At 59.4% G+C, this 17,486-nt stretch carries 17 protein-coding genes; 16 read left to right on the forward strand and 1 reads right to left on the reverse strand.

Going from position 1 to position 17,486, the window contains the following annotated elements; translation table 11 throughout:
* Positions 1-315: 315 nt before the first annotated feature.
* The gene (locus KWG56_RS18570; RefSeq protein ID WP_219373694.1) at positions 316-684 is read right to left on the reverse strand and encodes a hypothetical protein; all 369 of its coding nucleotides are present in this window, start codon (positions 682-684) and stop codon (positions 316-318) included.
* A gap of 966 nt (positions 685-1,650) precedes the next feature.
* Here KWG56_RS18570 and KWG56_RS18575 point away from each other — a divergent pair.
* From KWG56_RS18575 to KWG56_RS18655, 16 genes are all read left to right on the forward strand, one after another.
* Entirely contained in the window at positions 1,651-2,046 is a 396-nt protein-coding gene (locus KWG56_RS18575; RefSeq protein ID WP_201101137.1) for a hypothetical protein, read from the forward strand.
* A gap of 144 nt (positions 2,047-2,190) precedes the next feature.
* Positions 2,191-2,481 (forward strand): type IV conjugative transfer system protein TraL, encoded by a 291-nt coding sequence (traL, locus tag KWG56_RS19090; RefSeq protein WP_201101136.1) that lies wholly within the window; start codon positions 2,191-2,193, stop codon positions 2,479-2,481.
* Complete coding sequence (locus KWG56_RS18585; protein WP_201101135.1) at positions 2,478-3,071, forward strand: TraE/TraK family type IV conjugative transfer system protein; 594 nt, start codon at positions 2,478-2,480, stop codon at positions 3,069-3,071. The genes traL and KWG56_RS18585 overlap by 4 nt, the downstream gene beginning before the upstream one ends.
* Position 3,072: 1 nt before the next feature.
* Positions 3,073-3,855 carry a TraK domain-containing protein gene (locus tag KWG56_RS18590; RefSeq protein WP_219373695.1) on the forward strand — a complete coding sequence of 261 codons (783 nt, stop codon included), beginning with the start codon at positions 3,073-3,075 and terminating at the stop codon, positions 3,853-3,855.
* The gene (locus KWG56_RS18595; protein ID WP_219373696.1) at positions 3,855-5,243 is read left to right on the forward strand and encodes a TraB/TrbI/VirB10 family type IV secretion system protein; all 1,389 of its coding nucleotides are present in this window, start codon (positions 3,855-3,857) and stop codon (positions 5,241-5,243) included. The genes KWG56_RS18590 and KWG56_RS18595 overlap by 1 nt, the downstream gene beginning before the upstream one ends.
* A gap of 34 nt (positions 5,244-5,277) precedes the next feature.
* A complete protein-coding gene (locus KWG56_RS18600) occupies positions 5,278-6,129 on the forward strand; it encodes a DsbC family protein (RefSeq protein WP_219373697.1) in 852 nt (283 codons plus the stop codon).
* A gap of 446 nt (positions 6,130-6,575) precedes the next feature.
* On the forward strand, positions 6,576-9,173 hold the full coding sequence (gene traC / locus KWG56_RS18610) for a type IV secretion system protein TraC (RefSeq protein ID WP_219373699.1): 2,598 nt from the start codon (positions 6,576-6,578) through the stop codon (positions 9,171-9,173).
* A complete protein-coding gene (locus tag KWG56_RS18615; protein WP_219373700.1) occupies positions 9,170-9,457 on the forward strand; it encodes a hypothetical protein in 288 nt (95 codons plus the stop codon). Before traC ends, KWG56_RS18615 begins: the two co-directional genes overlap by 4 nt.
* Position 9,458: 1 nt before the next feature.
* On the forward strand, positions 9,459-9,977 hold the full coding sequence (locus tag KWG56_RS18620) for a TrbI F-type domain-containing protein (protein WP_219373701.1): 519 nt from the start codon (positions 9,459-9,461) through the stop codon (positions 9,975-9,977).
* Between the two features lie 21 nt (positions 9,978-9,998).
* Complete coding sequence (locus tag KWG56_RS18625; protein WP_219373702.1) at positions 9,999-10,259, forward strand: hypothetical protein; 261 nt, start codon at positions 9,999-10,001, stop codon at positions 10,257-10,259.
* A complete protein-coding gene (gene lepB / locus KWG56_RS18630; protein WP_219373703.1) occupies positions 10,249-10,749 on the forward strand; it encodes a signal peptidase I in 501 nt (166 codons plus the stop codon). The genes KWG56_RS18625 and lepB overlap by 11 nt, the downstream gene beginning before the upstream one ends.
* Positions 10,746-11,378: a type-F conjugative transfer system protein TraW gene (gene traW, locus KWG56_RS18635; protein ID WP_219373704.1), complete on the forward strand. Its 633-nt coding sequence runs from the start codon at positions 10,746-10,748 to the stop codon at positions 11,376-11,378. Before lepB ends, traW begins: the two co-directional genes overlap by 4 nt.
* 89 nt (positions 11,379-11,467) lie before the next feature.
* Complete coding sequence (traU, locus tag KWG56_RS18640; protein WP_219373732.1) at positions 11,468-12,490, forward strand: conjugal transfer pilus assembly protein TraU; 1,023 nt, start codon at positions 11,468-11,470, stop codon at positions 12,488-12,490.
* Positions 12,491-12,501: 11 nt separating this feature from the next.
* A complete protein-coding gene (gene trbC, locus KWG56_RS18645; protein WP_201101127.1) occupies positions 12,502-13,338 on the forward strand; it encodes a type-F conjugative transfer system pilin assembly protein TrbC in 837 nt (278 codons plus the stop codon).
* A 90-nt stretch (positions 13,339-13,428) separates the two neighbouring features.
* Positions 13,429-16,548 carry a conjugal transfer protein TraN gene (locus tag KWG56_RS18650; protein WP_219373705.1) on the forward strand — a complete coding sequence of 1,040 codons (3,120 nt, stop codon included), beginning with the start codon at positions 13,429-13,431 and terminating at the stop codon, positions 16,546-16,548.
* Positions 16,549-16,577: 29 nt separating this feature from the next.
* The gene (locus KWG56_RS18655; protein WP_201101125.1) at positions 16,578-17,477 is read left to right on the forward strand and encodes a conjugal transfer protein TraF; all 900 of its coding nucleotides are present in this window, start codon (positions 16,578-16,580) and stop codon (positions 17,475-17,477) included.
* Positions 17,478-17,486: the final 9 nt, after the last annotated feature.

A 17,486-nucleotide genomic window follows, 5' to 3' on the forward strand; every position in this document is an offset into this window, starting at 1 on the left:
AACAGCACCGATCTGAAAGACCGAAGCCACTGACCTGAATCCTTTTGAAACGCCCGCGCGTAATCCTGAGCGCGGGCGGCAAAGCCGCACGTAAAAGGCGGAGAATGTCAGGACCGATCGGCCCGAGGGGGATCACCCGCCCTGCAGCTCTTGCGAAGGGCGGGGATACGGGCCGGTCGCCACGGCCAAAGGCCGAGGGTTCGTCTTGACTGGCGACGCCCACTGAGCGGGCGCGACTAGCGCCCGAATGTCCGAGAGTATTCGAGGGGCAAATCAGACAAAAAAAAGGGCCGCATTTGCGGCCCGATTTCTTATCTAAGCAACTCGGCGTTTTGAAGTTTCAATCAGGTCTGCAAGGCCGTCTCTGTCAACGTCAGCGACGAGGTTTGTCCGGGCGAGGATATGCTGGAAGACGTAAAAGTCATTCGAGTTACGGATGGCAAAGAAAAGCTTATCCAGATCGTCGCCGAAATAACGAAGAAGCTTATTCAAAGCAATAATACATATGCTGGGCTCTTCGCCCTGCAGGAAATTATAATTTGAATATCGACGACAAGTATCTCTATGCACGCCCATTACGTCAGCAGCCTTTACGCGGCCGATCTGTGCCGATCGCCAATGAACATAATAGCTCAACCGCCTTATTAGCTGGTCGTCCTGGTTGATCTCTGCTGACCACGGCATCCGGTGCAGCCCCCTACGCATTTCACCACACACTGTCGCTTCCCGACCGATGCAAGGAGTGGGGCATCACGATAAGCGTGTGGCCCAACAGTTGCAGACAGCCCCCCCAGGGCACGGCCCCTGAAAGCGACGGTTGTAGAGTCGGACATTTCTCGCGGCTTGGCTAGTGCCGAAAGGCGAAAAAATGCGCCCAAACGGAAAGAAACGGGCTCATTTCTACAGGCCACTGAAGAAATGATGGCCGTGTCCCAAAATCATACAAGTCTTAATCGGCCCCGCGAGGAAAGCCCTTCTGAGTAAAGGGTTAATGCAGCGGTCAATATCTGTTCAGGGTTCCAGGACACGATCTCAACCCCGCGCGGCATCGACAGGCTCATGACGTGAAAGAGTTCCTGTTACGTGGCTTCTGTTCCTCCTGGGTGGCGGAATTCCAGACCGCCGTTCTGTGAGGGTGGCTGATACCTGGTCAATGTGGGGAGGGCGTCAATAGCGCTGCGCCCCTTGAGGGCCTCGAGGGCGAGCAGCGCAAATGCGTCATATGTGACAGATGTGCCCTCCGCCTCACCAAGGGCGCGGATCCCGGCATCTATCGCCTCCAGGAAGCGCGGATCAGCGCTCACGGTGACGCGCATTGACGGCATGAACTTATCCCAACTGGCGACGCGCGTGGTTCATAGCGTCGTCTTTTTGCTTTCGAATGGGGTTTAAGCCCCTCCACATTCCAAAAGCCAGCGGTTTCCAACGGCCAAGCTTTTGAAGGCGCAGAGATTTTTCACCGCCTTGGGGAGTGTAGCAACCTTTCGGAAATGGCGCAAAAATAGGGCAAGGCTAAGTAGTCTGAAGGTTAAAGGGCGTATTTTTACGCCGCCTGACGCAAAAATACGCCCCTTTTGACCGGTGCTTTTGCCCGACATAAACACACCGAGACGTCAGAGGTTGCACATCGTCTGTCGTCTGGTGTCGAGGATGAGCCGATACACCAATCTTAACTATCGAACGGAAAGAAAAGGGCATCCCTATATGTTTGCTCGTTTAAGTCAGAAGGCCGCGTTTCCCGCCTTGACCTCGCCAACACCCCAACAGGTGTTGTCGCTGGGCATGGTGGGTCTTGCAGCTGTGGTTATCGCTACGACTGCAGCCGTTGCCGGTACGGACAACACCTTCCAGCAAGCGGATACGTTCATTACGAACTTTATCTCGGGCACAGGCGGTAAAACCATTGCCGGTATCGCTTTGATTTCGGCAGTCATCAATATCGCCATCAAGTTCAACTGGATCTTCTTCGGTTCTGCGATTGCGGTCGGTCTTGCCTGTGGGATTGGTCCGAACATCGTAAGCTCGTTCTTCACGGGCGTGTTCTAATCGGGACGCGATCACGGCGTACTTCCATCATATACCCGTCATGTTGGAGATGGTGCAGGCAGATGGGAAGGGGTTCCCTCTGTATGCGTTTCATTGTGACTGCAACGCCGTGGTCGCGAACTCACTTAACTGAGCGCCTATTCGATGGATCACAAAGACTACTATATTCCGCAACACTTAGACATCCCGACGCGATACGCGTTCTTCACGATGGACGAGTTGCTCGTGATTGTCCTTCCGATGGCGTTTGGCATTTTCATAAACCAGTTCGTCGGAAGTCTGATCCTTGGGGGCATCCTCTTGATGCTACTCCGTAAGATCAAACAAGGCACTTCGATCTCGCAAATATACGACCGGGCATACTGGTTGCTCCCCGCAAAAGTGTTCAACTTCAAAGACACTCCCGGCTCAGAACTCAGGGACCTCGCAGGATGAAGATCGAAAACATCCATAAGAATGCCCGTGATGTCGGCAGGAGAAACGCACTTCTATTTGGACTGGTCGGGCTAAGTGTCGCCGCCAATGTCGTGCTGGCTGTGGGTGTCGTCGGAGCAAGACAGACAATCCTCGTGCCGACCTTAACAAGCGAATTGACCATCAACGGTGGCGGCGTGCCCCGTGACTACCTGGAGCGACTGGCGCGTGACGCGACTTTCGTATTCCTGAACAGAAATCCTCAGTCTGAAGACTTCTTTGATAAGCAAGTCGAACGGCTGACCACGCCCGAAACGTTCCAGGAAATCAAGCAAATGATGATTTCCGAGCGGCTCAACCGTCAAGAAAACAGAGCGTCTCAGGTCTTTTTCCCACAAAGTTTCTATGTGGCCCCCAAAGAGCTCTATGTCGAAGTCGTCGGACAACTCGACACCCTGAATAGCCGCGAAGTCCTGAAAAGTGAGTACAAGACCTACGGGCTTACATTCGTAAGACGCGGTTCTCTTGTTCTTCTTCGAAGCTTCGTCCCTGTCGAGAAAAACGACGAAAAGGGGTCGCAGGTTAAGCCCCGTGAAGAACCGGAATATTGACATGAAGCGTCTGATGCTTGGTGCAGTCGCGGCCCTGGGCCTTTTGGTCCCTGCAGGCGCGACCTTTGCACAATCCGACCCATTCAGTCCTGCTGGCGCGGTTTCGGCCCCCAGCACCCGTGATGCAAGCGGAGTGCTGCGCGCGGAAAATGGGACATTCGAGGCGGTGGTGTCTGCCGAACAGTTAACGCGGATCTCGATCATTGGCGACCGCATCGTCTCCGTGCGAACGCTGCAGGACCCCGATGGCCCGCAAATGTTGGTCGAGGCCGAGGAAACAACCGGCGATGTCTATGTTGGATTCGACGGGCCGTCGCTGGGGCGAAGCTTCAACCTATTTCTCGTCACGGCGAGCGGCCGGACGCTTCAGGCCAATCTTCATGTTTCGGCGATCGCTGGCCAGAACATCAGAGTCTCGGCGGGTGACGCACGCCCTGCAGAGGGTGCCAGTGTCGAGCGGACTGAACGACGCAGCGAATATCTTGAAACGGCGACCGCAATGGTTCGCGTCCTTTTCCGCAACGAGACGCCCGAAGGAATGCGCTGCAGTCCCCGAAGCGCAGCCGGACGCGATGTCGGCCCTTATTCAATGCGTGTGGTCAGGACTTGCGAGGGGGCGGGCCTGATCGGGCAAGAGCTCGTCATAAACAACAAGGCCCAGTCGACGGCGCCTGTCCTCGTTGATCCGTTCCTTGTTGCCGGGGTTCTGGCTGTTGCGGCTGACCGTGACGAACTCCAGCCCGGAGGAAGCGCCCGCGTCTTCCTCGTCGAGGAGAGCCGCTGATGTCTGAAGATATGGAGCTGCCGGGGGCAGAAGACACCGAGGAAATCCTCGGCGATGGCAACGCCAAAGCGAAGCAGCGTAAGCTGATCGTGGGCGGTGTTCTCGTGGCCGGCGTTCTCGCTCTGACGGGAACCGTGGCGTGGAATATGTTCGCCGATCCTACCGAGCGACCGGCTGACGAAGAAACCTCTGCAAAAATCCTGACGACCGCCAGGGTCGCCACGGGTAGCGGCCAGAAGCGCGGTGAAGCCGCGGCCGAAGAGTTGAAAGTCAAAGTCGAGCAACTGGACGCCCAGATCTCCGAAGTGAACCAGGAGCGGGGCGTGCTCTCTATGGAGAACGAAAGGCTCAAGGCCGAACTCGAGGCCGACAGGGCCAACGCCTTGCGCACGATTGCGGTCCTGGAACGCAACGGCGCTGGAACACCAGCGCCGATAGCGCAGCAAGGCCAGTCTGGACCTCCCCAGCTCATGGTGGCCGGAGAAGGGACAGGGCCGAGAGGTGGACCCGACCCATTCGGCGGCGCAGCGGGTGGTCCGCGCGGGGGCGGCTATAATGGCGAAGAAGCTAGACCACGCCGCGCACTCAATACGGTCAGGATGGGCGAGGGTGGCGGATCGACGCCAGCCAGCACCAGGTCCTCCAACGACCGGGAGGGCGGAACGTCAGGGGCAGGCGGTAACTCGCAGTTCATGAGCCCTGCAGGGCAAGTCTTCGACTCTCGTAACTATGTGCCGCCGAACGCTTACGCACCGGCCCGTGTCCTCGTCGGCGTCGACGCACAAACGGGCGTGACGACCAACTCTGATCCGAAGCCGGTCCTCTTTCGACTGACCGGGCCAGCCGTTCACGTCGGCGCCAATGGTCGCTACCAAACCACGGATCTGACAGGATGCATGGTCAACGGCGCCGCTTATGGGGAACTGTCCTCCGAGAAGGTCTATATCCGCCTTCAGAGGATCACCTGTCCTGCAGGTGAAGGCAGATTTTCCGTGGCCACCGTCGAGGGCTATGCCTCGCATCGCGGTAAGGCTGGCGTTCGCGGCAACGTCATCACCCGTGAGGGCGGCCTTACAAGCAGGGCTTTCGTCGCCGGCACTCTCTCGGGTCTTGGAAACAGCCTCTCGCAATATACGAACTCCCTGAACCGTAACATCGGGATAGGCGAGGGCGGAATCCTATCCTCGCCTCAACTCAACCCCGGCGACCTGGCTGCCGGTTCGTTGGGATCGGGCGTCGGCGGCGCTGCAGGCGTGCTCTCAGATTACTTCGTCAAGCGCGCTGAACAGTACCAGCCCGTGATTGAGATGCCGACAGGCATTGAAGTCGAGCTTGTGCTGCTGACCGGCTTCCAACTGGAACGGCCCGCCCCAGCGCGTCGTCGCTAAATCCCCAAACAACAGCCCCGAGAGGGATACCCCCATGAAATTCCGTAAGCCCAAAAAATCCGAAATCGCCATTGCAGCTGTTGTCGTTGTCGTGGCGGGCGTGGCCGCTCTTCCTGTAAAGTCCGTCGCCGACACCTTCCTGTTGAAGGGGCGTCTGCAGAAGGCCTTTCCCGCTGCCTCGATCAGCTCTGTGGATTGTAGCGCTGGCCCAGGCCCCCTTTGCGAAGTTATAGCCGGGAAAAACGTCTTCTATTCCACACGTGATGCCAAATACGTGGCTGTCGGATCCGTCCTGGATCTCGCGGCGAAGAAGGATCTGACAAACGCAAGGCTGCGTGAACTCGCCGCCATGCAGGAAGGCGAAGCGCGCATCCTCGGAGAGCAGCGGGCGGAAACGCCTGCGCCTACGACTGCCGGTCCAGCTGCAGCGCCAGCAGCCGGGGCTAAGGTGGACCTGGCCGAACTGTCCGCTCTGCCTAAGGCAAACGCCGTCGTCCACAATCCTGGGGCGCGGTTGAAGATGACGGTCTTCACAGACCTGAACTGCAGCTTCTGTCAGAAACTCGCCAATGACCTGAAGTCGGTCACCGACATTGAGATCACCGAATACCCGGTGGCAATCCTGTCTCCTGACAGCCTCGAGAAGGCGAAACTGGCTCTTTGCAGTCAGGATCGGGTCTCCGCGATCAACGCGATTCACAGCGGCGGCGAGCTCAAGGTCTCAGGCGACTGTTCTGCGGCTGAAGCCGCCGCGAAAGCGAATACAGACTTCTTCCATAAGGCGCGTTTCCAGGGCACGCCGGTCATTGTTCGCGCCGACGGCACTACGAACGAAGGCTGGATGCCTATCGCAGAGCTGCGGACCTTCCTGGCCGGGGGGCGCTAATGAAGATCCTCCTACCAATCGCCCTTGTGGCGACAGCAGCGGCTTTGTCCGCCTGCGGGAGCACAAACACTAAAGGATCCTGGGCTTGCTCGGCGGAAACCGGGACCAGCTGCGCCCCGATCTCTGCGATCGACAATTCCGCTCCGCGTCGGGGTGCCCCTGGCACTGCGAGTTCTGCAACCGGGATTGAAGGCGCCGGTCCGGTCCGCTGGTGGGCTCCTGACCCATTCGTCTTTTCCAGTGACCAAGGCGGTGTCCGACGCGAAGGCGACCAGGTCATCAGGATCGTCTTTGCACCCTGGGTCGATGCGCAGGGCGACCTTCACCATCGCTCTGAGGTCATGGCGGTAATGCGGCGTGGGGGCTGGTGGATGCCAGCGCCATCGACCGCGACAGCATCCGCCCAAATCGACCGTCTCGGCCGGAACGCGCTGGAGAAATAGTAAATGAGCAACGTCGTTGCAAAGAGCGTTGGCCGGTTTCTCGACGCGGTGTCGGACTTCATGGCGCCTGAAGCGCCACCCTCCGACTCACCGCGCGAGCGTTTCCGCGCTCCTACCCTGAGCGGCCTACTTCCGTACCGATCCTGGGATGCGGAGCATAAGCTGTTTGCGACGAACAAGACCCTGGGTTGGGCTCTCGAAGTCATCCCAATGATCGGCGCGAACGAGACAACGAACAAGATGCTCGGGGATCTGTTCACGTCCGTGCCGGCAGGATCGTCGGTCCAGGTCATCTCCTATGCGTCTCCGAAGATTGGGGAAGTGGTTGACCACTGGGCGTCCGCCCGCGCGGGGCAGGATCCATCATTCAAGCGCCTGGCGGAGTTCCGACGAGAGCACTTCAGGCGTGCGGCCTGGGAGTCTGCCTCATCGACCGATCCGTTCTACCTGCGCGATTATCGCATCTTCATCTGCATTGAGATGGATGTGGATGAACCGATGGTCGTTGAGCAACTCGTAGAGGCCCGCTCAAAGTTTCAATCGGACCTGCAGGCAATGGCCCAGGTGCAGTCGTTCACGATGGGACCGATGGAGCTGATACGGGCTGTTGCGGACATACTGAACCCTAGCCTGAATATCAGGGGTCGTTCTGACGAATACGATCCGCAGCGTTGGATTAATCAGCAGATGGTTGATGCGGAAACGCGTTATACCATCTACCGAGACAGAATAGACATCAGGTCGCGGGCAGAAAGCGACGACTTCTTAATGCCCGATACCCCGCTAGAGGAAGTTGCCCTCAAGCGGGAAGGTGGAGCGCGCGAGGCCAAGTTCCAGCTCAGGGCGTTCAACGTGAAACGCTACCCGGAACACTTCACTCAAGGCCACATGAGCAAGTTGTTGGGCGATATGTTCAACGACACGATCCGCGTGATCGGCCCTACGGTGATGACCCTATATTTCCAGACCTCGTCTCATGAGAAGACGAAGACGGAGAGTGAACTTCGCAGAATGCGAACCGCTCAGGCGGCGAGCAACAAGCTCAACTCCATGTTCCCTGACACCCGCAAGTCAGCCGACGACTGGGCCATGGTGATGGAACAAGTCTCGGACGGCGCTGTCCTGGCCGATGTCGGAATGTCGGTCATTTCGATCGCTCCCGTGAAGAAGGCGGCCGAGGCGGAAAGCAAGCTGCGCGCCGTCTTCCGCAACACACGGTTTGAGCTCGAGCGCGCCGATGACGTTCATCTGCCAACCTTGTTGGCCTGTCTTCCGCTCACTCTGGGGCGCGGCATGTTCTCCGACCTCAAGAAGAGGGGAAAAACGCGGCGGATGCCGACAACAGCGGTTGCCAAAATCGCCCCGCTGCAAGGCGAGTTCATGGGCGGCGAAGTCCCCCACCTCCTGCTTGTCGGTCGTCGCGGCCAGGTGATGCAGTGGTCGAACTTCGACAACAAGGCGGGCAACCATAACACCTGCGTCGTGGGATCCTCGGGATCCGGCAAATCCGTGACGATGCAGGAGATGATGGCGGCCTATCGTGGGGCGGATGCAGAAGTCGTCGTGATTGACGACGGCATGTCGTTCAAGAACGCGGCGCTAGGACTCGGAGGAGCTTTCGTTGAGTTCGACCTGGACCAGCGGCCCTGCCTGAACCCCTTCAATCTGATTGATGCAGAAGACGCGGCTGGAGACGAACCCGGCGAGTACCTGGCTGAAGGTCTCCAGATGGTGCGCCTTATGATCGAACAGGCGGCCAGGGGCGACGATGGCTGTTCATCTGAAGAGCGCGGCGTGACCGAAATGGCGGTTAAGGCCGTCTGGGACGCTCACGGTAAAGGCGGAAGCTTCGCCCATGTGATCGAGGAGCTGAAAGATAAACATGGCCCCCTCGGTCTGAGCCTCGCGCGGTCGCTGGCGGCCTATGACAAGGGGGCTGTGTATGGCGGCATTTTCAATGGCCAGACCAATATTGATATCAGAAACCCCCTGACGGTCTTCGAGATGAGTTCTCTCGAAACCAAGGCCGAACTGCGCGCCGTAATCATCCTCGCGCTCTTCTTCCTCGTCAGACAGAGGATGCGCCTTGGCGGACGTAGCCGCCGCAAAATCCTGATTATCGACGAGGCCTGGAAGATGCTGGCCAACGGATCGACGGGGGCCTTTATCGAGGGCTTCGCACGTCGATGCCGGAAAGAAGGCGGCGCCCTAGTCACGGGCACGCAATCCCTGGAGGACTATTTCAAGACGACTGGCGCGGCCGCCTGTTTCGCGAACAGCGACCACGTTTTGATCCTCCGCCTGAAGGACGAAACTCTTCAGCAGTTGGCCAGCAGCGATAAGCTCCTGGTCGATGAACCGACGATGGCGCTTCTCCGGACACTGAAGGTCAAGGACGGCGAGTATTCCGAGCTTTTTGCAATCGGGCCTGAAGCCCGGTTCATCGGCCGTCTTGTCCTCGATCCTTACACAGTCACCCTGTTCTCAACGACAGCGGCGGTCTTTGATCAGATCAAGGTCGCTGTCGACGGCGGGGCCGAGCTCCACGATGTGGTTACAGCGATTGCGAAGCAGCGCTTCCCGAACTGGTTCCGCAAATGAAGCCGGCGCGCATTCTTTCGGCAGTGCCGGATATCGTCGGCGTATGCGTCCTGGCGATGATTTCAGGCCTGGGGTTTCTGACCCTGCTGGCGTTGAGCGTGACGGCCTTTGATCTCGAAAAAGGCGCGTCGGTTCTGGCCAGCTTCTTGACCCATTTCGTGGCGGCCGAACCTGACGCTCAACGGCGCGTCCTGTGGCCGATCTTTGCGGTCTGGGCCGCAGCATCCTCATTCGTGGCGGCAGGGCTCGCCTCGACAATACGGCGCAAGGGAGCGCAACACTAAAATGGACGAGAACAAGAGCAAGGTCCAAGTTGCCAAGCCTGCGCCCAAGCAGCGCGCATTGGGGCAAGCCATCGTTGATGGCGCTAAGGCGTGGGCCCCTACAAAGGGCCAGACGGCCGCGGCCGCAATCGCGCTGCTGACCATTTCCAACGTCTTCGCCTGGGTGAAGATCTCCGAGCTGCAGGCCAGCCCTGAGATTATGACGGTCGGCATTCGACAGTTGACCACGAACTACATGGCGCAATTGGCGATGGCCAACATCTCACCAGAAGAGGTCGCAGTAAGGACAGAGCTCTATCTGTCCGTGACCCAAGACACCCTTCGTAAAGCAGCCGAAGGGCGACACGTCCTGCTGATCGCCCGTGAAGCTGTGCTGGCCGGCGAAGCGCCAGACGTGACGGAACAGGTCGAAGCCGCCGTTCAGGCGGCGATGAAGGAGGCGACGGCTCGGAGGGGGGCTCCCCAACAAGCCCAACCGAAGAGCGAAGCCTCCGAGGCTTTGCCCGGATTCCCACAGTAGGCGACGATCGGAGTGACTAAGTTGGCTGCTGATGAACGTCGGTTTCTGCTGTTCCATTGCACACCGCCGCCCGTCGATCGCTACCTGATCGTGCCTGGTGAGCGTGGGCTTCCAACCAAGCTTGTGGCCGTGAAGGTGACGGCGCAGGGGGACGGCCAGCGTGCCGAGATGCCCTTTGCCAAGTACGAGCGAATTGCCGAGTTTTTCCTATCCGACATGACGGTCGATATCGCTGCCGTGATGAAGGCGGGTGCTGAGAGGGCCGACGCGGATGTCGAGTAATTCTCAGCGGAGCTGGAGAAAAGTCGGAGCGGCGGCCATCGTCCTGGTCGCCGCGCTCAGCCTCAAAGTCGGACAGGAATTCCTTACGAGATATCGTGTCGGGTTCAACGAGACGGATAGCCTGGGGAATTGGGGCTATATCGTCGACACTCAGAAACGACAGCCAGCACGAGGAAACCTCGTCGCCTTCGTCGTTCCAGACAACGAGTATTATCCAGCTGGCTCATCATTCGTGAAGCGTGTTGCCGGTGTTCCGGGTGACGTGATCGAGCACCGTGAGGACCAGGTGTATGTCGCCGGTTCTCCCGTTGGCAGGGTGAAGACGCACGACCGCAGCGGTAGGCCCGTAGAGCCTGGCCCGGTTGGAATCATCCCGACTGGGAAAATCTATGTCGCCGGCGACCACAAGGACAGCCTGGACAGTCGATACGCCGTCATCGGCCTCGTGGATTCGCGTCGGATCATCGGGATTGGGGAGCCAATTTTATGAGCAAATTCGCAGCCCTGTTGGGCCTTCTGTTTGCGGCCTGTCTGGGCGCAAGTCCCGCCTCCGCGAAGGACCTGGGCGTCATCGGCCATACGTTTACGATTGGCGAACAGGACATTCTTGAGGTGATATCCGCGCGTCTGAAGGCGGCTGAAAAAGAAGGGCGCATAGACCAACTGCAGCGCGAGTTTACCCGCCGCGTTGAGCAAAAGGTCGAGCGACCTAATCCGGCGCCGGTCCGGACGACCACATATGCGCGGTCGTGGCTCTTCGACCCGACCATTACGGTCAAGGAGGATTACGCAGATCACCGGGGCCGAGTTTTCGCGAGAGCGGGAGACCGGATCAATCCGCTGGAACGCCTACCCGACTTTGACCGGGTCATGCTGTTCATCGACGGTGACGACACACGCCAGGTCGAATGGGCGCTGAAGGAGATGCGGGCTGCGGGCGAGCACCGCACAAGGATCATCCTGACAAACGGCGCACCGCTTGAACTCATGCGCCGCCGAGGGGTGCAGTTCTACTTCGACCAGGAAGCGCGTCTGGTCGAGCACTTCAGCCTTGAGCAAGTGCCAGCAAAGATCGCCAGGGAAGGCTCGCAGCTTAGGATTTCGGAGTTGATGCCGTGATCCGGGCGGGCGTCTTTTGGAAGAGAGCTGTCAGCATCGCCGCGATCGTTGGCCTGAACCTCGGGCTTGCAGCTGAAGCCTCAGCCTCGATCAATGCAACTGCCTCAGCCTTGAACCTGTCCGCCGTAGCGGCGCCCGCCGTCGCTGCTGCGGCGGCCGACGTGCCGGGAGCCAGCTGCTCAGGGCGGTTCGTGAATCCGATCACTGACGTATGCTGGTCTTGCATGTTCCCCCTGACGCTGGGGAGCATCCCCTTGTTCAAGGGCAACAAGCCCGACACCCCGAACCCAAGTTCGCCGGTGTGCCTTTGCCCGACCACTCTACCGCCTTTCGTTATGATCGGCCTGAACGTCGGGTTCTGGGAGCCCGTTCGCCTCGTTGATGTGACGCAGAAGCCGTTCTGTTTCGTGAACCTGGGCGGCGTGAAGATTGACCCTGGCGTTGGCTATCCAGCCAAGTCGTCTCGCTCCAGCGATGGGGTCGCGAACAGATCCGCCTATCATGTCCACTGGTACATCTATCCTGTGATGTATTGGCTCGAGCTGCTGACGGACTTTCTGTGCGTCGAGCGTATGACGTTCGATATCGCATACATCACCGAGCTCGATCCGCTCTGGAATGACGACCACCTGGCGGTTCTCATTCACCCCGAGTCTCTCGTCTTCGCCAATCCTATCGCTGTGGCGGCCTGCTCGGTGGACTGTGCGGCCTCAACGGCAGGCCACGTCAGAAACGAAATGTTCTGGTGCGCCGGGTGCCAGACGACAATGTATCCCATGACCGGCAACGTTTCGGGCGAGTACGGCAACGTCCAGGGGTCGCTGCTCGTGGCCGCCCGGTTTGCCTACAAGATGCACCGCCAGTTGCTCGCCGATGGCACAAGCGGGCCTAAGGCGTCGTGCCGCAAGTACAAGATGCCGATCATGGATAAGCGGCAATACAGGTTCCAGATGGTGAACCCGGTCCGCCATACAACAGGCCCTTTCACCTGCCCCGCAATAGGCGTGTCGAGTGTGCCCTACGAGAGCGGCAAGTCCTTCCCGATTAAGGGAGAAGACTACGGCTATCTCGTTTGGCGTAAGCGCAACTGCTGCGTGACAGTGGTTCCATAGAGATCAAGAAAATGAGCATCCCAACATTCGACGGAACTGTATCGGCGTGGATTATCGTCGGCGGCATCTTCTATGTCGCCATCAATCTGCTGTGGCTGGGCTGGCGCGCAAACTGGCCGATCATGCAGATGGCGTCGGGCGCGATGGCGCTTGGCGCTGTCTTGTGGACCTGTACGCCGGTCCTGGCCCAGGACGCTACGGGCGCTGCTGTGAGAGCCCTCATTGACGAGGCCGAAGCGCGGGGTCGTAGCGCTGAGGCAAGCCTGGGCGAATGGTTGTCGCAAGCGACGCGGATCTCCGAGGCGCACCGTGAGGAGGCGCGGACTCTGTCTGCGGTGAACGAGGCACGTCTTGCTGAAGGTATGCGAATGGTCGCCCTGGACGACAGCGCCTTTGGTGACGCCGCCAAGATGATGATCGCAAACGAGGACGAGGGCGGCGCGCTGTATATCGCCGTCTCTTTGACCATGCCGCGCGAGGCCCTGAGGCAGTTATCGGCCGACGCCCAGAAGGCAGGCGCCCGGCTCGTCATTCGCGGTCTTGTAGATGGCTCTTTTGAGCGCACGCTAGTTGTTGCGCGCCAAGTTTTCGGGCAAGATGATCTTAGCGGTCTCGCGATCGAGCCACAGGTCTTCCGGGCCTATGGGGTAGATCGCGTCCCGACGTTCATTGCGGCCACGTCCCCTGTGCAACCTTGTCAGGACGGCGTGGACTGCGTGAGCTCGGTAACCCCTCATGACCGCATCGCGGGGAATGTCAGCCTCGCGGAAGCGTTGCGCCAAATCGCGCAGCGCGGCGATGCTGCGCCAGATGTCGCTCGTGCGGCACTGGAGCGCCTAGAGGGGTGAATTACGGTGTCTGCACCATCTTCGACTAAGTCGCTTGTCGCCCGGATTCTCGGGCTGGCGGTTCTCGCTGTGGCGTCATCGGTTGCACCGATGGCGTCCAGCCAAACAACGACAGGGGATGGTGGAGCAGGGGCCTTTGCTGGCGCAAATCAGCCGAAGCCCATTGGAGATCCGAACCAAATTGTCCCGGGCCTCGGCAATAGCGGAGGCTGGGAGTCTTATGGCGACAACCCGGACGGGTTGATCTCGGCCGGCGTCGCAAATGCTCCTGGCAACGAGTACCTGGAGGTCCTTGGCGGCGGCGCCGTAAATGCGGCTCGCTACGACCTGAGCAACAACGACGATTGGCTGCAGCGCAGCTTTGACATTTTCAAGGACGCCCAGGGCCACACAGGCGGGCTGACCGATGACGCGACGACCTCCTGCCGTGCCGAAAGCGGGCAGAAGACACGGACTGAAACGACCCTCTACACATGCGAGAGCGGCAAGGCTGCTGTCGATAAGGAAGAGACTTGCGCACGGTCTTATCAGCCAATCTTCGATACCGACTATCTGTACAAATGCCTATCGGGCGACCGTTGGACTTCCACGTCTAAGACCTGCGAACCCGAACGGGTTGTAGTTGTTGACGTGGACTACGTTTATGCCTGTAAAACGGGCACGGTTTGGACACACACCCCCGCATCCTGTGAAAGGAAGCGGGTCGTGGTCGTTGACGAAGACTATGTCTATGGCTGCGTGAAGACTTGGAATGGATCGACGCACGCGCCCAATGCGGCTTGTACCGCGAACGGAAAGCCGGGCTGCGCGCCCTCGGGCGGCCAGGTCTGTGCGGCCCCATCGGGTCTTCCTTCGAGCTACGTCTGTCAGGAGGGTTACCAAGGGTCGGAAGAAAACCACGTCTGCCATGCAACCCAGAAGATCGAATATTCGAGCAATGTTACGGCTGTTGGCCGGGTAACTCGATTCAATAACAACCCCCCCTACCCGATAAGCAGGATTCAGGGGTTCCTACCCGGCTGCACCGTCGAATGGATCAGCGCTGACGTGCCTAGTGGCGGTGGCCAGGAACGCGCCTTTGCTGTTCGATGCCCAGGCCCCCCGCCGATGGCAGGATGGAGCGACTACAGCCTCGACGGCCAGGACATGTGGCTCCGGAACGACAGGAATGGCGGCACATACGGTCTCGCACTTTACAAGCCGTTTAACCCACAGATCAGCGACACAGAGACCCTCCTTAGAACTTGCCCAGCTGGGGTCGAGAACAACCCCGCCTGCCGCCCTGTCGCTCGTACCTGTGTTGAAGCAGGTGGGACGCGAACTATCAGCGGGCAACAAGTCTATCGTTCTTGTTGGAAATGGGAGGAGGTATTCAGCTGCTCCACGCTATCAAACTATCCTGGGTGCAAACCGCCCGCAGGCATGTCCCAAACTGGTGAGCGTTGCATTGCCACAAACTCTGCTGGTGTTTGCACCGGTAAGGAGAAAACCTACGGTGATCCCTCTGGCGGCTGCTCGCGCTACGAGCAAGACTTCCGCTGCGAGGACCCGGTGGCCGGAGCGGGCACACCCAAGGAGATCCTGCGCGATATCGTCTCCGACACCTGGGACAATGGATGTAATGCGTTGGCGGGCAATGGCGCCTGCGTAAAGCAGGGCGAAGTCGTCATTGAAGGCAACGCCACTAAGGTCATCAATGGCCTCCCGGTAACCCGCAATCCTTGGCATGTCCGTGAGGACTACATTTGCTCAGCGTCATCGACGGTGAATTCGTGTGCGCCGTTCAGCGGCTGCACTCAGCAGAGCCAGACATGCGCCAGCCAGGACAGGGCAGGCAATTGCACGGCCTACGACCGCACCTATCGTTGCGACAACCCGGTCAATAACGGCGGAACCCCGATCGACACGCCTCGCGAGATCGTAGGGGAATATTGGACTGACCCCTGCGCCACCAACCGCAACGATCCGTCTTGTCGCAAGACCGCCGACAAGGTTTTGATCGGCAACGAAACCCGCATCATCAATGGGCTCTCGGTGACCCGCGACCCCTGGAAGCGCCAAGAAACATGGACCTGCAGCACATCTGCAGCCGTTGATACCTGCGGGCCTGTAAAGACCTGCCAGGTCGTGAACGAGACGTGCGCTCTTAAGGACCCGAACGGCGTGTGTTCCGGCGTCGAGAAGACCTATCGCTGCAAGGATATTGTTGAAGGCGCTGGGCCGCCCGATGGCGAAATCACTGAGCATGTGGGCGGCGAAATGGAGGGCCCCGCGTCCTGCAGGCCTGCGTCGGATACGAAGTGCCGCAAGAAGGATACGCAATGCACCCAGCCAGGCGGGACCCGCATCATAAACGGTGTTCCGACCACGGCGCCGTGCTGGGAAGAAACGGATACCTACGTCTGCGAAACGACCGGCGCCCAAGAGACGAACTGCAAGCCCGCGTCGGGCTGTGAGCTGCTACGCCAAGAATGCCTGGACGGGCAGGTTGGTGACGATCAATGCCGGACTTTCGAGAACGTCTATCAGTGCAAGAAAGAGGTCCTGGTCGAGGAGACCAAGGACACCTGCCAGATCAAGGTTTGCATCGGCAGTATGTGCATAGGGCAGGACGACGAAGGGAGCTCTGATCTCCCCGACGCCCTGGCCGCGCTTCTCATCGCCCAGATGGCCGGTGAAGACTATTCGAAGAACCTGACGATCTTCAAAGGACAGCCGATGCGCTGCCGCAAGGCGGTGCTGGGCTTCCGCAACTGCTGCAAAGATAGCGGGTGGGGTGTCGATATCGGTCTGACGCAGTGTTCTCAGGAAGAGGAAACGCTGATGACCCGCCAGGAAGCAAAGTCCACGCACTATGTCGGGACATACTGCTCGCAAAAGTCGTTCCTGGGCGTCTGCCTCGAAAAGTCGATGCGCTACTGCTCCTTCGACGGAACGCTGGCCCGCATCGTTCACGAAACGGGCCGTCCCCAGATCGGCAAGGATTGGGGCACGCCGAAGGACGCGGACTGCAGCGGCTTCTCGGTCGAAGAGTTTGAGCGGCTCGACCTGAGCAATGCCGACTTCTCAGATTTCACCGCCGACGCGATGAAGAAAATCACAAATCCGGACCCGAATAGCACGCTGGGCCGGATCTCTCAGAACATCAGCAACCTCATGGGGTCGAACTCGCCGGGCTTCGGCGATGTGGACGAGGCTGGAAAGCCATGACGACCCCGAATTCCACCAGGAGAAACAAGATGGGACACCGGCGCAGCTGGTCGATCTCGGCCGCAGTCGTGGCCCTTGCATTTGGCGCATTCGGCGCCGCCTCCGCGCAGGCGCCCTCCCAAGAACAGACCTACTGTGGCCGCGACCTTGGACAGTGGTTCTACTGCGACCGTCCCGCGCCCCCCGAGCAGCCCGAAGAGAGGAGCGAGAATTCTCCGCTGCGCTCGATGCGCGCGCCCGAGATCGCCGAGCTTGAACAGTTCCAGAAAGAGCTCGAAGAAGCGCGGAATATCGCCACCTGGCGGCCCTCGCCGGAAACGGTGGAGACCTATTATCGTCTGCAGCAAGTCGCCCTGGATAAGGGCGGCATGTTCGCCGACTATTATCGCCGCCTGGTCTGGACGAACCCAGAGCTCGACTACACGGTCAAACGACCTGTGGTGGAAGTGGCGAAGCACGGCTGGACCGACGACAGGCTGGCCGACCGAGATCTCTTCCTACGAAATGTGTCCGACAAGGTCGGGCTGTTCTACGTTTACAGGGGCAGTTGTGGGCCCTGCACGATTGCATCGCCAATCGTGAAGTCCTTCGGTGATCGGTTTGGCATGTCCGTCTCCGCCATCTCGGCCGACGGGGCGCCCAACCAGCATTTCCCGAGCGCACGGCGTGACCAAGGCCAACTGCAGCAATGGGGTGTGCGCCAGATGACGCCAGCGCTGCTCTTCTTCCAGTCGTCCGACGTGGATCCCCGGACTGGTGAAGTGCGGCCGCGTCGGGTGCGCGGAGCCAACGGACAGATGATGGAACTTTTGCCCTGCCGGAAGCGGGAAGGGTGCCTGACCTATGCCGGCGCTGGCGTGATGTCCCTGGAAGACATCGCTGAACGCCTTTTCGTCCTGCTCTCCAAAGAGCCGGGCACAGATTTCTAGGATACGATG

The sequence above is a fragment of the Brevundimonas nasdae genome, from assembly GCF_019395145.1.
GTDB lineage: Bacteria > Pseudomonadota > Alphaproteobacteria > Caulobacterales > Caulobacteraceae > Brevundimonas > Brevundimonas nasdae.

Excerpts from the sequence above, each read along its gene's own strand:
- KWG56_RS18570 (WP_219373694.1), bottom strand. The coding sequence starts at position 684 with ATGCCGTGGTCAGCAGAGATCAACCAGGACGACCAGCTAATAAGGCGG.
- KWG56_RS18575 (WP_201101137.1), top strand. The coding sequence starts at position 1,651 with ATGAGCCGATACACCAATCTTAACTATCGAACGGAAAGAAAAGGGCAT.
- traL (WP_201101136.1), top strand. The coding sequence starts at position 2,191 with ATGGATCACAAAGACTACTATATTCCGCAACACTTAGACATCCCGACG.
- KWG56_RS18585 (WP_201101135.1), top strand. The coding sequence starts at position 2,478 with ATGAAGATCGAAAACATCCATAAGAATGCCCGTGATGTCGGCAGGAGA.
- KWG56_RS18590 (WP_219373695.1), top strand. The coding sequence starts at position 3,073 with ATGAAGCGTCTGATGCTTGGTGCAGTCGCGGCCCTGGGCCTTTTGGTC.
- KWG56_RS18595 (WP_219373696.1), top strand. The coding sequence starts at position 3,855 with ATGTCTGAAGATATGGAGCTGCCGGGGGCAGAAGACACCGAGGAAATC.
- KWG56_RS18600 (WP_219373697.1), top strand. The coding sequence starts at position 5,278 with ATGAAATTCCGTAAGCCCAAAAAATCCGAAATCGCCATTGCAGCTGTT.
- traC (WP_219373699.1), top strand. The coding sequence starts at position 6,576 with ATGAGCAACGTCGTTGCAAAGAGCGTTGGCCGGTTTCTCGACGCGGTG.
- KWG56_RS18615 (WP_219373700.1), top strand. The coding sequence starts at position 9,170 with ATGAAGCCGGCGCGCATTCTTTCGGCAGTGCCGGATATCGTCGGCGTA.
- KWG56_RS18620 (WP_219373701.1), top strand. The coding sequence starts at position 9,459 with ATGGACGAGAACAAGAGCAAGGTCCAAGTTGCCAAGCCTGCGCCCAAG.
- lepB (WP_219373703.1), top strand. The coding sequence starts at position 10,249 with ATGTCGAGTAATTCTCAGCGGAGCTGGAGAAAAGTCGGAGCGGCGGCC.
- traW (WP_219373704.1), top strand. The coding sequence starts at position 10,746 with ATGAGCAAATTCGCAGCCCTGTTGGGCCTTCTGTTTGCGGCCTGTCTG.
- trbC (WP_201101127.1), top strand. The coding sequence starts at position 12,502 with ATGAGCATCCCAACATTCGACGGAACTGTATCGGCGTGGATTATCGTC.
- KWG56_RS18650 (WP_219373705.1), top strand. The coding sequence starts at position 13,429 with ATGGCGTCCAGCCAAACAACGACAGGGGATGGTGGAGCAGGGGCCTTT.
- KWG56_RS18655 (WP_201101125.1), top strand. The coding sequence starts at position 16,578 with ATGGGACACCGGCGCAGCTGGTCGATCTCGGCCGCAGTCGTGGCCCTT.